Annotated in this window: 13 protein-coding genes; all 13 read right to left on the bottom strand. The window is 71.8% G+C overall.

What is annotated here, in order from left to right; genetic code table 11:
- Nucleotides 1–8: 8 nt before the first annotated feature.
- The 13 genes from AB0K35_RS20345 to AB0K35_RS20285 all read right to left on the bottom strand — a co-directional run bounded on the left by AB0K35_RS20345 (nt 9) and on the right by AB0K35_RS20285 (nt 12,437).
- A complete protein-coding gene (locus tag AB0K35_RS20345; protein WP_091407724.1) occupies nt 9–428 on the bottom strand; it encodes a TraR/DksA C4-type zinc finger protein in 420 nt (139 codons plus the stop codon).
- Nucleotides 429–653: 225 nt separating this feature from the next.
- Nucleotides 654–2,153, bottom strand: coding sequence for a potassium/proton antiporter (locus AB0K35_RS20340; RefSeq protein WP_238667375.1), 1,500 nt, complete (start codon nt 2,151–2,153; stop codon nt 654–656).
- A gap of 22 nt (nt 2,154–2,175) precedes the next feature.
- Nucleotides 2,176–2,481: a DUF167 domain-containing protein gene (locus AB0K35_RS20335; protein WP_238667376.1), complete on the bottom strand. Its 306-nt coding sequence runs from the start codon at nt 2,479–2,481 to the stop codon at nt 2,176–2,178.
- A gap of 10 nt (nt 2,482–2,491) precedes the next feature.
- Nucleotides 2,492–3,229, bottom strand: a complete 738-nt coding sequence (locus AB0K35_RS20330; RefSeq protein WP_363886821.1) for a hypothetical protein — start codon at nt 3,227–3,229, stop codon at nt 2,492–2,494.
- Nucleotides 3,230–3,309: 80 nt separating this feature from the next.
- Entirely contained in the window at nt 3,310–4,119 is an 810-nt protein-coding gene (locus AB0K35_RS20325) for a DivIVA domain-containing protein (RefSeq protein ID WP_036411965.1), read from the bottom strand.
- A 44-nt stretch (nt 4,120–4,163) separates the two neighbouring features.
- Nucleotides 4,164–4,469, bottom strand: coding sequence for a YggT family protein (locus tag AB0K35_RS20320; protein ID WP_238667379.1), 306 nt, complete (start codon nt 4,467–4,469; stop codon nt 4,164–4,166).
- 30 nt (nt 4,470–4,499) lie between these two features.
- Complete coding sequence (sepF, locus tag AB0K35_RS20315) at nt 4,500–5,192, bottom strand: cell division protein SepF (RefSeq protein ID WP_238667380.1); 693 nt, start codon at nt 5,190–5,192, stop codon at nt 4,500–4,502.
- Between the two features lie 193 nt (nt 5,193–5,385).
- Nucleotides 5,386–6,129, bottom strand: coding sequence for a YggS family pyridoxal phosphate-dependent enzyme (locus AB0K35_RS20310; protein WP_238667381.1), 744 nt, complete (start codon nt 6,127–6,129; stop codon nt 5,386–5,388).
- A 9-nt stretch (nt 6,130–6,138) separates the two neighbouring features.
- Nucleotides 6,139–7,254, bottom strand: a complete 1,116-nt coding sequence (ftsZ, locus tag AB0K35_RS20305) for a cell division protein FtsZ (protein WP_091407710.1) — start codon at nt 7,252–7,254, stop codon at nt 6,139–6,141.
- Between the two features lie 245 nt (nt 7,255–7,499).
- Nucleotides 7,500–8,318, bottom strand: a complete 819-nt coding sequence (locus AB0K35_RS20300; protein ID WP_238667382.1) for an FtsQ-type POTRA domain-containing protein — start codon at nt 8,316–8,318, stop codon at nt 7,500–7,502.
- A complete protein-coding gene (gene murC / locus AB0K35_RS20295) occupies nt 8,315–9,880 on the bottom strand; it encodes a UDP-N-acetylmuramate--L-alanine ligase (RefSeq protein ID WP_238667383.1) in 1,566 nt (521 codons plus the stop codon). The genes AB0K35_RS20300 and murC overlap by 4 nt, the downstream gene beginning before the upstream one ends.
- Nucleotides 9,877–10,983: an undecaprenyldiphospho-muramoylpentapeptide beta-N-acetylglucosaminyltransferase gene (gene murG, locus AB0K35_RS20290; RefSeq protein ID WP_238667384.1), complete on the bottom strand. Its 1,107-nt coding sequence runs from the start codon at nt 10,981–10,983 to the stop codon at nt 9,877–9,879. The genes murC and murG overlap by 4 nt, the downstream gene beginning before the upstream one ends.
- Nucleotides 10,983–12,437: a putative peptidoglycan glycosyltransferase FtsW gene (locus tag AB0K35_RS20285; protein WP_363886952.1), complete on the bottom strand. Its 1,455-nt coding sequence runs from the start codon at nt 12,435–12,437 to the stop codon at nt 10,983–10,985. The genes murG and AB0K35_RS20285 overlap by 1 nt, the downstream gene beginning before the upstream one ends.
- Nucleotides 12,438–12,662 lie beyond the last annotated feature (225 nt).

Here is a 12,662-nt window from a genome sequence, read left to right as displayed (position 1 = left end):
AACGGACCTCAGCGCCGCTCCTCCAGCTGCTTGCACGTCACACACAGGGTGGCCGACGGGAAGGCGGCGAGGCGCTCGACCGGGATCGGGTTGCCGCACCGCTCGCACCAGCCGTAACCACCCTCGTCGAGGCGCTCCAGAGCGCGCTCCACCTGCGTGATCCGTTCCAGAATGCTGTTGGCGAGAGAGATCTCCTGCTCCCGCTCGAGCGTCTTGGTGCCCGTATCGGCCTGGTCGTCCCCGGCCGAGTCGGTCAGCCGATCGCGCTGCAGCTCGGTGATCTCACTCAGCGTCTGATCGTACTCGGCACGAAGCTCGTCCCGCCGCGCCGCCAGCGCCGCCCGGATCTTCTCGGTCTCCGCCGTGCTACGGGTGGCCTTCGCCACCGGCTTGCGCCCGGCGGTCCTGGTGTCGGATGGCTTCGCCATGGGTCGCTCCCTCGGCCGGGGAACCGCGCGGTCCGCGGCGCCTGGACAGGGGGCGCCGACTAGGGCGTCCCCTATGTACGAAAAGGGGCGCACGGCGACGATGGCCGCGCACTCCGGAGGTTGGCAAGAATACGGAACGTACAGGCGTCCGACAACGTGCCGCACCGTCGCACCGTCTAACAGCCCCTAGCCCTGCCTAACTGGGGCAAAGGGAACGCTAGCAGATCAATTGGGCACCTCATCCCCGTACTCACCAAACCATCGGGCCAGACGACCCCGCCGACTGACCGCCCGCAACCGCCGTTCCGCCGCGTCCCGCACCCCTGCGGTCGCCACGATCAGCAGACTGTCGCCGGTCTTCAACCGGGTGTCCGGTGCGGGCACGAAGCCCACGCCGTCGCGCAGCACAAGGGTCACCGACGCGCCCAACGGAAGGCGCAGCTCGTCGACGTGCACGCCGGCCAGTCGTGAGCCCGGTGGCACCTCCACCTGGAGCAGGTCCGCCCGCATTCGCTCCAGCGGCGCGGTCTCCACGTGGATCTCGGCGGCCTCGGCCGGCGCGGTCACCCGCAACCGGCGGGCGAACGGCCCCAGCGTCCCGGTCTGCACCAGCGTGAAGATCACCACCAGCACGAAGACCACGTCGAAGAGCCGCTCCGCGCCGGGCACCCGCTCGGACAGCGGAATGGTGGCCAGCACGATCGGCACCGCACCGCGCAGCCCGGCCCAGGACAGGAACGCCTGTTCTCGAAGCCCGACCCGGAACGGCACCGCCGAGACAGCCACCGACAGCGGCCGGGCCAGGAGCACCAGAGCCAGCCCGGCGACCACCGCTGGCAGTACCGCCGCGTCCAGCCGGCCCGGCGAGACCAGCAACCCGAGCAGCACGAACAACCCGATCTGGGCGAGCCAGGCCAGCCCGTCCGCGAAACCGAGAATCGCCTGCCGGTGCGACAGGCGGGCATTGCCCAGCAACACCCCTGCCACATAGACGGCGAGGAAGCCCGAGGCGTGCAGAACAGCCCCCGCGGCGTACGCCAGAACTGTGATGCCCACCGCGGCGATCGGGTAGAGCCCGGCCGAGGGCAGCGCGGCCCGGCGCAGCGCCCAGGTGCCGGCGACGCCAGCGGCCACGCCCACCGCCGCACCGACGCCCAGCTCGTAACAGACCAGCGCGACCTCGTACCACCACGGGTGCGCGAAACCCCTGTGGGACAGCAGCACCACCAGCAGCACCACCGGGGCGTCGTTCATCCCCGACTCGGCCTCCAGGGTCGCCACCAGCCGGGGCGGCAACCGCAGCCGGCGCAGAGTGGCGAAGACGGCCGCCGCGTCGGTGGACGAGAGCACAGCGCCGTAGAGCAGCGCCAACCGCCAGTCCAGCCCCAGCAGCAGGTGCACTGCCACGCCGACCACCGCGATGCTGACGATCACGCCGACAGTGGAGAGCGCGGAGGCCAGCCCGAGCACCGGGCGCAGCGTGGTCCACCGGGCGGTGAGCCCGCCCTCCGCGATGATCACGATCAGCGCGCAGAAGCCGAGGGTCCGGGTCAGCTCGACGTCGTCGAAACGGATGCCCAACCCGTTCTCGCCGATAGCCACACCGAGAGCCAGGTAGACCAGGAGGCTGGGCACGCCGAGCCTCGTGGAGAGTCGCACCGCGCCGACAGCGACCAGCAGCACTGCCGCACCGAGCAGCAGCGCGATATCCAACCCGGGCGTCACGGCTGCCTTGCCTGGGCTGTCCTCACTCGACGGATCCGTCGCGCAGACGGCGCAGCACCTCGGGCAGCTCCGGGCCCGGCCGGTCGACGAGGAAGAGCTTGTCCCGACTGGCCGCGCCGGCACGCAGTGACACGACGGCAGGTCGGACGCCCAACGCGCCGGCCAACGCCCGGCGGGCGGCCTCGGTGGCCCGGCCGTCGACGGCCGGGTCGTGGACCGCGATCACGAGCGCGGGCCCGTGCGGGCCGTCGAAGCGGCCACCCACCCGGTCCCGCGAGGCGCCGGGCTTCACCCGTACCGCCACGGTGAGCGTGTCCTGTGCGGGCACCGGCGCCGCTTCAGATCGGCCGGGCGTCGGCGAGGAGAGCGGTCGCCGGCGCGCAGTGCGCGCACGGGGTGAAGCCGAGGTCCACGGCCTCGGCGACCGGCAACGTCTCGGGCTGCCAGCCGATCAGGTGGGGGCAGCCGTCCAGGTGGTAACGGGGGCGGCCGTCGACGACCTCGACGGCGTCGAGCAGTCGGGCCACCCGGGCCGCTTCGGCGGCCGTGATCTGCTGGGCGGCCGGCTCGTCGACCGCCGCGACCGCGGGGTCGAACACGTCGTCCATCGGCGACGCCGGGCTGACCGGCCGGGCCCGCGCGGGGGCCTCGTCCGCCGCACCCACCAACGGCGACGCGTCATCGACGTGCGACGCGTCGACCGGCGACACCTCATCGACCGGCGGCGCGTGGTCGACCGGCGGCTCGGGTGGTTGCCGCCACCCGGTGCCGCCGGTACCAAACGTCGTGGGCACGTGCTGGACCGGCACCTCCGGCTCGACCAGCGGCGGCCCGTACGCGACACCCGGTGTGGCCTGGCTGGCCGTGCGGGGCGCGTCGGGGTGCCGCCGGTCGGTCCGGCCGGGATCCGCCATGGCGCGGTTGGCGGCTGCCTGGCGGGCGCCCACCACCAACGCCACGGCGGCCAGCAGACTGGCCGCGATGGAGATGACCAACAAGAAGCTGGAGCCACCGGCCAGGCCGAGCACCAGTAGCGCCACTGCGACGAGGATGAGCAGAAGACTTGCGACTATCACGGCTCACCCCCGCCGCGTCGAACCGTCCAGGCCAGGCCGGCGACCGTCACCATTGGCGGACAGCGATCGCCGGCCGGTGCTCAGCGTCCGGCTTCGAGGGCGCCGGAGCGCCCGCCGCCGCCGTACGAACCAGCAAGACCGGCTGCCGCCAGCCCGTTGCCGCCAGCGACCCGGCCGGCTTCGGAGCGGGTCATCTCGGCTTCGAGGCCCTGGCCACGACCGTCGAGGTCACGCAGCTGGCTCTCCAGGTACGCCTTGAGCCGGGTGCGGTACTCGCGCTCGAACTGCTTGAGCTCCTCGATGTGCTTCTGCAGCGCCGTGCGCTTGGCGTCCAGGCCGCCCATGGCCTCCTGGTGCCGCTGGCGGGCGTCCCGCTCAAGGGCGTCAGCCTTGGCGCGCGCCTCCCGGGTCACCTCCTCGGCCTTGCTGCGAGCCTCGGACAGCAGCTGGTCGGCCTCGCGGCGAGCGTCGGACACGTGGTCGTCGGCGGTGCGCTGGGCCATCATCAGCACGCGCAGGGCCTGCTGCTCACCGTCACCGGTGACGCCGCCGGCCGGGCCGCCGGTCGCGCGGACCTGCTCCAGCTCGGCCTGCATCGCGCGGGCAGCCTGCTCGGCCGCCGACTTGTCGCGCTGCACCCGGTCCAGTTGGGCCTTGACATCGTTGAGCTCCGCCGCCAGTCGGGCGTCGCCGCCGGGGCCGGCGGGGGCACCGCCACGGCCGCCGCGCTCCACCTGGGCGCGCAGCTCGTTGTTCTCCTCGATGAGACGGGCGAGCTCGCGCTCGACCTCGTCAAGGAAGGCGTCGACCTCCTCCTCGTCATACCCCCGTTTGCCGATCGGCGGCTTTTTGAAGGCGACGTTGTGGACGTCGGCCGGGGTCAGCGGCATCGAAACTCCTCGGGTCAGTTGCGGCCGCGAAAGCGCGTCGGTCATCAGGCAGATGCCCTGATCGACGGCCCTAACACGAACTCCATCAGCACGAACAGGATAACCAGGAGCACAAGGGAGGCCAGGTCGATGCTCACGGTACCAATTCGCAGCGGAGGGATCACACGCCTCAACGTGTTGAGAGGGGGATCAGTGACGCTCCACACGGATTCCAATCCTGCCGATGCTCCACGCCCCGGTTGCCAGCGACGGCCGTACTGCAGGACGGCGCTCAACACGAACCGGGACAGAAGAAGGAGCAGGAAGACATAAAGGATCAGGTACAACACTTGCAGTAAGATCGACAACACGGTCAGCGACGTCCCTCGGGTCGGGCGGGATCAACTCAGACTGAAAAAGCCGCCCTCAGCGATCTTGGCTTTGTCCTCTGCGGTGACCTGGACGTTAGCCGGTGAGAGCAGGAACACCCGATTGGTCACGCGCTCGATCGTACCGCGCAGGCCGAACGCCAGTCCGGCGGCGAAGTCCACCAGACGGCGGGCATCGGCCTCATCCATCTCGGTGAGATTGATGATCACCGGGACGCCGTCGCGGAAGTGCTCACCGATGGTGCGCGCCTCCCGGTAGGTGGTGGGGTGCAGCGTGGTGATCTGGTAACGCTGCTCCTCCTCGGGCAGAGCCCGCTCGCGCGACGTGACCTGCGGCGCGAGGGCCAGGTTGTCCCGAGTGTGGTAGGTCAGCGCACCGGAGGTCTCGCCCGCCGACGACCGGGTGATCGACCGGACGCTGGACCGCTCGATCCGCTCCGGCCGCTCACCGTCGCCACGCTCGGACTCGCTCAACCGCCCGCTCGACCGCTCGGAGAGTCGACCCCGCCCGCTGTCGCGCGGCCGGGGAGCCGGCGGCTCCTCGGCGTCGTCCTCGTCGTCGTCGGCGAACTCCTCGGCGTACCGGCTCTGCCGGTAACGCGAGTCGCGGTAGCCACCCTTGTCGTAGCCACCGTCGTCGTAGGCCCGCTCGTCGTCTTCTTCGACCAGACCGAGCCAGACCCCCGCCTTGCGCAGTGCACCCATCCCGCGCCCTTCCGTCCGCCGTGCGGCACGCGCCCCCGTGCCATGTCGCCCGTCGCGAGTGGACAACCATGCCCACCGGACCGGAACGGCAATCCCCCCGGCGCGCGATTCGCGTCGCGCGCCACGACCCCCGACTAAGGAGACGCCCGCCCCTGAAACAACACTGATGTAATTTGCATGTCTCGCGGTCAGGCTACCGCAGCGTGGGACGCATTCCGAGCAACGCGCTACCGACGCGGACATGTGTCGCGCCGTAACGGATCGCGATTTCGAAATCTCCGCTCATACCGGCGGACAGCGCGGTGGCTCCCGGATGGACGGCCCGAAACGCGTCGGCGACCTCCGCGAGCCGGGCGAACGCCCGCTCCGGCTCCCACCCCAGCGGAGCGACCGCCATGAGACCGACCAGACGCAACCCCGGCGCGTCGGCCACCGCCTCGGCCACCGGCTCCAGACCGGCGGCCGGATCCGCCGAGCCGGGCAGGGCACCGCCCCGCGCGGCGTCGCCGTCGATGCTCACCTGGACCAAAGCGTCGAGCGGCTCCTGCCGGTCGGCAGTCGCGGTGGCCAACGCCCGGGCCAGCCGGACACTGTCGACGGAGTGCACCACGTCGGCGTAGCGGACCACCGAGCGGGCCTTGTTGCGCTGCAACTGGCCGATGAAGTGCCAGCGGGGACGCACCCCGGCGGCAGCCACCTCGGCGGCCTTGCCGGCCGCCTCCTGGTCGCGGTTCTCCCCCATGTCGGTCACCCCGAGCCCGGCCAGCGCCAACACGTCGCTGGCCGGGTAGGTCTTCGTCACCGCGATCATGGTTACCTCGGCACGATCCCGGCCGGCCTGCGCGCAGGCGTCATCGACCCGGGACCGAACCTGGGCCAGACCGGCCGCGAGTTCGGCGTGCCGATCTGGACGTACCGTGGCTGAGCTGTCGGTCATCGGCGGTGCTCAGGACCCGTTCTTGAGGAAGTCGGGAACGTCCACGTCGTCGAAGAGCACGCGACGCGGCGACTGGGCCGGAGCCGGGTTGGTGGCCGGCGCCGGCGCCGGGGTGCTCTGCGGTGCCGGCTGGTTGGTGTTGGTCTTACGGGTCGGCTCGGCCGCCTTGTACGCGGGCGTGCCACCGTCGAAGCCCGCCGCGATGACAGTCACCCGCACCTCGTCACCGAGAGCGTCGTCGATGACCGCGCCGAAGATGATGTTGGCGTCCGGGTGGGCCGCGTCGGTGACCAGCTGGGCGGCATCATTGATCTCGAACAGGCCCAGGTCGGAGCCGCCGGCGATGGAGAGCAGCACGCCCCGCGCGCCGTCCATGCTCTGCTCCAGCAGCGGGCTGGAGATGGCCGCCTCGGCCGCCTCGACCGCGCGGTTCTCGCCGCGGGCGCTGCCGATGCCCATCAACGCGCTGCCGGCGCCGCTCATCACGCTCTTGACGTCGGCGAAGTCCAGGTTGATCAGACCCGGGGTGGTGATCAGGTCGGTGATGCCCTGCACACCCGAGAGCAGCACCTGGTCGGCCGTGCGGAACGCGTCCATCATGCTGATGTTGCGGTCGCCCAGGGCCAGCAGCCTGTCGTTCGGGATGACGATCAGCGTGTCGCACTGGTTGCGGAGCTCGTCTATCCCCGTCTCGGCCTGCACCTGGCGGCGCTTGCCCTCGAAGGAGAACGGCCGGGTCACCACGCCGATGGTCAGCGCGCCGAGCTTGCGGGCGATGTTGGCCACCACCGGCGCGCCGCCGGTGCCGGTGCCGCCTCCCTCGCCGCAGGTCACGAAGACCATGTCGGCGCCCTTGAGCACCTCCTCGATCTCGTCGCGGTGGTCCTCGGCGGCGTTCTTCCCGACGTCCGGGTTGGCCCCGGCCCCCAGGCCACGGGTCAGCTCCCGACCGACGTCGAGCTTGACGTCGGCGTCGCTCATCAGCAGCGCCTGCGCATCGGTGTTGATCGCGATGAACTCGACGCCCTTGAGCCCAACCTCGATCATCCGGTTGACGGCGTTGACGCCGCCACCCCCGATGCCGACGACCTTGATGACCGCCAGGTAGTTGTGCGGAGGTGTCATCTCCGGTCCTTTCCTTCGAGATTGGCTTCGGCCGACCGGTTACGGCGTGGCCAGACCAGCGGCCGACGACAGCTGTCACCAACGAGGATCAGGGGTGAACCCTAACCCTCTACTAGAGGCTTACAGTTATGTCAACCACTGAAGCTCTTCGAGGCAACGTAAGCGCCACCGCGCTATGAGCCAAGGACCCGGGCGGCGTGTCGCCGCGCGGAGCGCCACGGGTCACGTCCGCGCACGCTCACCGGTCAACGAAAGGTCACCACATCCGGTGCGCTCACGTCGATCCGGTCGGTGTCCTCGTCGAGCAGCGCGGTGGCCACCCGAGCCTTGTCAGTACCCCGGGTCGCGTCGCCCCAGACCACCGTCCGCTCGCCGCGCAGCCGCAGGCTGATCCGGGCCAGCCCCGCCACGTTCACGTCCACAAGCTCGGCGCGCAGCTGGGGCGTCAGCGCGACGAGCACCTCCAGCCCGGCCCGGGTGCCCGGGTCGTCGGCGGCCGGCCGGGCCACCGTCACCTGTGGCAGGTCGGCGGGGCGTCGCTCCACAGTCCGAAACGCCACGCCGCTCCGGTCGATGAGGGCGAACGCCTCGCCCTGCGGCACCACAGCCACCGCGGTCCGCTCGGTCACCCGCACCACCAGCGCGCCGGGCCAGTCCCGGGAGACAGTGGCCCGCTCCACCGCCGGCAGCGCGCCGACCCGACGGGCGGCGGCGGTCAGGTCCACCCGGGCCAACGGCACGCCGTCCGGCACCCCGACCGCGTCGTGCACCTGCACCGGGGTGACCAGGTCGGCACCCTCCACGCGCACCTCCCGCACACCGAACAGCCCGGTACCGAGCACCGTCCAGGCGACCAGCCCGGCCAGAGCGAGCACCCCGGCGGTCACCGCCCACGGCAGCGCCGCACGCATGCGACGCTGCCGGGCACGGGCCATGAACCGGCGGGTCGAGGGCGGTACCGCGTCGCGGCCCGCCCGGACCAACTGCCACCGCCGGGCCGGACCGCGGCGCGGGGCGCCGCCGTCGGCGGCGCTGGTGCGCCCTCGGGCCGGGCCGGGACTCATCCGGCCGTGGGCGCCGAGCCGCCGGGCACGGCGGTGCCACCGAGAGCCGCGCCGTCGCCGCCGGCCGTCGCCCCACCCGGCACCGGATCACCGATCGCCGGGGTGGTGGCCACCGGGTCGACGGTCGCGGTCGGTGCCGAGCCGGCCGTACGCTCACCCAGGGCGGCCAGCAGCTCGTCGCCCATCAGCGAGATCGGTGGGGCGCCCATGGTGACCACCACGTCCCCGGAGCGGGCGCGGCGGGCCACCTCGATCGGGGCCTGCTCCCACGACTCCACGAAGACCTTGCGGTCGGCGGGCAGATCCACAGCCGCGATCAGCGCCGCCGAACCCTCGCCGGGCTGACGCAACTCACCGGGCCCGAAGACCTCCAGGAGCACCACCTCGTCGGCGATGGCCAGCGCCTCGGCGATCTCCGCCTGGTTGTCGCGGGTGCGGTACAGCCGGTACGGCTGGAAGACGACGATCAGCCGGCCGTCCCCGGCGACCTCGCGCAACGTCTGCATGGCCAGTTTCATCGAGGTCGGGTGGTAGGCGTACTCGTCGTAGATCAGCACACCGTCCGCGACACCCTTGCGCTCGAAGCGCCGCCGCACCCCGGGGAAGACCGCCAGCGCGGCCTCCGCCGCCTCCAGCGGCAGTTCCAGCAGGTACGCGGCCAGCACCGCGGCGGCGCTGTTCAGCCCCATGTGCCGCCCCGGCACCGGCAGCCGGAACTCGCCCAGTGACCGGCCGTCGATCGCGGCCAGGTAGCGCACCCCACGCGCGGAGGAGACCATCTCGGTCAACCGCAGGTCGGCGTCGACGGCCTCGCCGTAGGTGAAGACCCGTCGCCCCGCGGACCGCAGGCTCTCGGCCAACCGCCGGCCGCCCGGGTCGTCGGCGCAGGTGATGATGAACCCGTCCGGGTCGGTGAGGCGGGCGAACTCCACGAACGCCGCCTCCAGCGTCGCGTAGTCGCCGTAGGTGTTGAGGTGGTCCGCCTCGACGTTCGTGATGATCGAGACGTACGGGCGGTAGATGAGGAACGAGCGGTCGCTCTCGTCCGCCTCGACAACGAAGTGCTCGCCGGTGCCGTGGTGGGCGCCCGAACCGACCTCGGAGATCTCTCCACCGATCACGAAGGACGGGTCCACTCCGGCCTGCTGGAGCACCATCGTCACCATCGAGGTGGTGGTCGTCTTGCCGTGCGTGCCGGCGACTGCCACCGCCCGACGGCCGGTCATCGCCGCGGCGAGAGCCTCCGAGCGGTGCAGCACCCGCAGCCCGCGCCGACGCGCCTCGACCAACTCCAGGTGGTCCTGGGGAATTGCCGACGAGTAGACGACGGTGTCCACGCCGTCGAGGTTGCTCACCTCGTGGCTGAGGTGGATGGTGCCGCCGAGCGCCCGCAGGCCGGCCAGCGAGGGCCACTCCCGCAGGTCGCTGCCGGAGACCCGGATACCACGGGTGAGCAGCAGCCGGGCCACGCCGAGCATGCCCACCCCACCCACCCCGATCAGGTGGACGGCGCCCAGGTCCTCAGCGGTGAGCGTGCCGGCCGGGGTGAACTGCGCGGTCATCGGGCCACCGCCGCCAGCACGAAGGAACGCAGCGCCTCGTCGCCGTCGCGCCGGCCGTACGACCCGGCGGCGGCACCCATGTTGTAGAGCCGCTGCGGGTCACGGATGAGGGGGATGACAGTGCGCTCCAGCCAGTCCGGGGTGAGCTCCCCGTCGTCGACCAGCAGTCCACCGCCGGCCTCCACCACTGGCAGCGCGTTGCGCCGCTGCTCCTGGTTGCTGTGCGGGTACGGGACGTAGATCGTGGGCAACCCGATAGCGGCCACCTCGGCGACGGTCATCGCCCCGCCCCGGGCCAGCATCAGGTCGGCGGCGGCGTAGCCCAGCTCCATCTCGGACAGGTACGGCAGCGTCACGTACGGCACCGGCAGGTCGGTGGGGATCGGCACCGGCTCGTTGCGGGCGCCCATCACGTGCAGCACCTGCACGCCGTTGCGGGCCAGCTCCTTGGCCGCCCCGGAGACCGCCAGGTTGATCGAGCGGGCGCCGGACGAGCCGCCGGACACGAAGAGCACCGGCAGGTCCGGGCGGAGCCCGAAGTGGGCGCGGGCGGCGTTACGCAGCGCGTACCGGTCGAGACCGGCGATGCTGCGGCGCAGCGGCACACCGACGACTGTGGCGTCCCGCAGCGACTCGGCCTGGCTCGGCTGGTTCGGGAAGCCGACGGCAACGTTCTTGGTGAACTTCATGCCCAGCTTGTTGGCCACGCCCGGTGGCACGTTCACCTCGTGGATCACCATGGGCAGTTCGCGGCGCCACGCGGCCAGGTAGGCCGGCACCGAGACGTACCCGCCGAAGCCGACGACCACGTCGGCGCGCACCTCGTCGATCACCTTGCCCGCGGCGCGCGCCGCGGTCCACATCCGGCCCGGTGTGCGGACCAGGTTCATGTTGACCGACCGGGGCAGCTGGTACGCCGGGATCTGCCGCAGGTCGTAGCCCTGCGGCGGGATCAGGTCGTTCTCCATGCCCCGTGGTGTGCCGAGGCAGGTGATCCGGACGCCCGGGTCGTGTCGGCGAAGGCAGTCGGCGAAGGCGAGCAGCGGGTAGACGTGCCCCCCGGTGCCACCTCCCGCGAGCACCACCGAACGCAGCGGACCCATCAGCGTCTCCTCTCGCTCGCCGTACCACCGCGGCTCCGGTCCTGTCGGACCCCGCGCGGCGCGGCCTGATCGTCATGGCGCCGCTCGCGGGACCGGGGTACGGACCCTCGGCCAGCGGGCGGCGTCGCCGGTCGGCGACGCCGGCCGGGAAGCGGCGGCAACGGGGCCCAGAGTAGTCGGACCCACCGGGCCGGCGGACGGGCATGCAGTGCTCTGGCCGCATCGGGTTCGGCGCGGGCGAAGGACGCCAGCATGCCGATGCCGGCCAACGTCACCACCAGGGCACTTCCGCCGTCGGAGATGAACGGCAGCGGCAGACCGGTGATCGGCAGCAGCCCCACCACCCCACCGATGTTGATCACGGCCTGGCTGACCAGCCAGGTGGTCACGGCGGTGGCGGCGAGCCGACGGAACGGGTCGTCGACCCGCCGGGCGATCCGAAAACCGGTGTACGCGAGGACCGCGAAGAGGCTGAGCACCACGACGCACCCGATCACGCCCAGCTCCTCGGCGATGATCGCGAAGATGAAGTCGTTGTGCGCCTCGGGGAGCCAGTCCCACTTCAGACTGCCCTTACCCAGCCCGACACCGAACCAGCCGCCGTGCTCGATGGCCAGCCGCCCCTGGTAGAACTGCAGACAGCCGTCAAGTTTGCAGGTCTCCGGGTCCGGTGGATTGAAGAACATGTCCAGCCGGGCGAAGCGGTAGTTGTCCTCGCCGCGCTCGCCGGAACCGGCGCCCAGCGAGGCCACCGCTACCAGCAGGCCGATCCCGACCAGCCCGGCCGCCGCCAGGGCGCCGAAGACCCTTATCCGCACCCCGGCGGCCCAGAGCAGACCCACGATCAGGGCCAGCAGGCAGAGCATCGTGCCGGTGTCGTTGTAGCCGACCAGGACGAAGAGCAGGCCGACCACCGGGAAGAGCGGGGTGGCCAGTTCGCGCCACCACCCGAGCGCGGCGCCCTTGCGGGCGACGATGTGCGCACCCCAGAGCACCATCGCGAACTTGGCCAGCTCGGATGGCTGAAGCTGGATCCCGCCGACGAAGAGCCAGTTGAGCCGCGCCTCGATCGGGCCGATCTGCCCTGTCTTCTGGTTCGTCAGCCGGGCGTAGGCGACCAGCAGGTTGAGCACCACCAGCAGGACGACCGAGGTGAAGAGCAGCGGGCGGCCCAGCGACCGGTAGGTGCTGGCCGGCAGGCGCTGGCAGACCCAGAACGCGCCGATGCCGATCACCGCGAAGATGGCCTGCTTGGTCACCGAGGCCGAGGCGTTGCCGTCCTCGGCGTAGTCCTTCACGCTGGTCGCCGAGAAGACCATCGTCAGCCCGATCAGCAGCAGCAGGCCGGAACAGGACAGCAGCAGGTAGTAGGAGGTCAGCGGCCGGTCCAGCAGGCCGCGCAGCGCGGCGAGCCCGCCGGCCGCGTCGATACCGCGCAGCGGTGCGGTGGACACCGCCTCCGGCTCGCGTCCCGCCGGCCCGGCCTCCCGCGCCGGCGGCCCGGGTTCGCGGGCCCCCGCGCCGGGCTCCGGGCCGCGCGCCCCGCCGGCCGACGGCGTACGCGTCGCGCTCGGCGACCGTCGCGGCCGTCCGACAGTCCCATCCTCGGTGCCGATTTCCTCCCCCACCCCGACATCATCACCGCTGACGGGCCCCCGCGCCCCACAACGCCCCACCGG

This window comes from Micromonospora sp. NPDC053740 (assembly GCF_040677775.1).
Classification (GTDB): domain Bacteria; phylum Actinomycetota; class Actinomycetes; order Mycobacteriales; family Micromonosporaceae; genus Micromonospora; species Micromonospora alfalfae.
The sequence above is the reverse complement of the archived record's forward strand: the minus strand, read 5'-3'. Positions and strand labels throughout refer to the sequence as shown.

What these genes read in the sequence shown, in the direction of transcription:
- AB0K35_RS20345 (WP_091407724.1), bottom strand. Translation starts at nt 428, where the DNA reads ATGGCGAAGCCATCCGACACCAGGACCGCCGGGCGCAAGCCGGTGGCG.
- AB0K35_RS20325 (WP_036411965.1), bottom strand. Translation starts at nt 4,119, where the DNA reads ATGCCGCTGACCCCGGCCGACGTCCACAACGTCGCCTTCAAAAAGCCG.
- sepF (WP_238667380.1), bottom strand. Translation starts at nt 5,192, where the DNA reads ATGGGTGCACTGCGCAAGGCGGGGGTCTGGCTCGGTCTGGTCGAAGAA.
- AB0K35_RS20310 (WP_238667381.1), bottom strand. Translation starts at nt 6,129, where the DNA reads ATGACCGACAGCTCAGCCACGGTACGTCCAGATCGGCACGCCGAACTC.
- ftsZ (WP_091407710.1), bottom strand. Translation starts at nt 7,254, where the DNA reads ATGACACCTCCGCACAACTACCTGGCGGTCATCAAGGTCGTCGGCATC.
- AB0K35_RS20300 (WP_238667382.1), bottom strand. Translation starts at nt 8,318, where the DNA reads ATGAGTCCCGGCCCGGCCCGAGGGCGCACCAGCGCCGCCGACGGCGGC.
- murC (WP_238667383.1), bottom strand. Translation starts at nt 9,880, where the DNA reads ATGACCGCGCAGTTCACCCCGGCCGGCACGCTCACCGCTGAGGACCTG.
- murG (WP_238667384.1), bottom strand. Translation starts at nt 10,983, where the DNA reads ATGGGTCCGCTGCGTTCGGTGGTGCTCGCGGGAGGTGGCACCGGGGGG.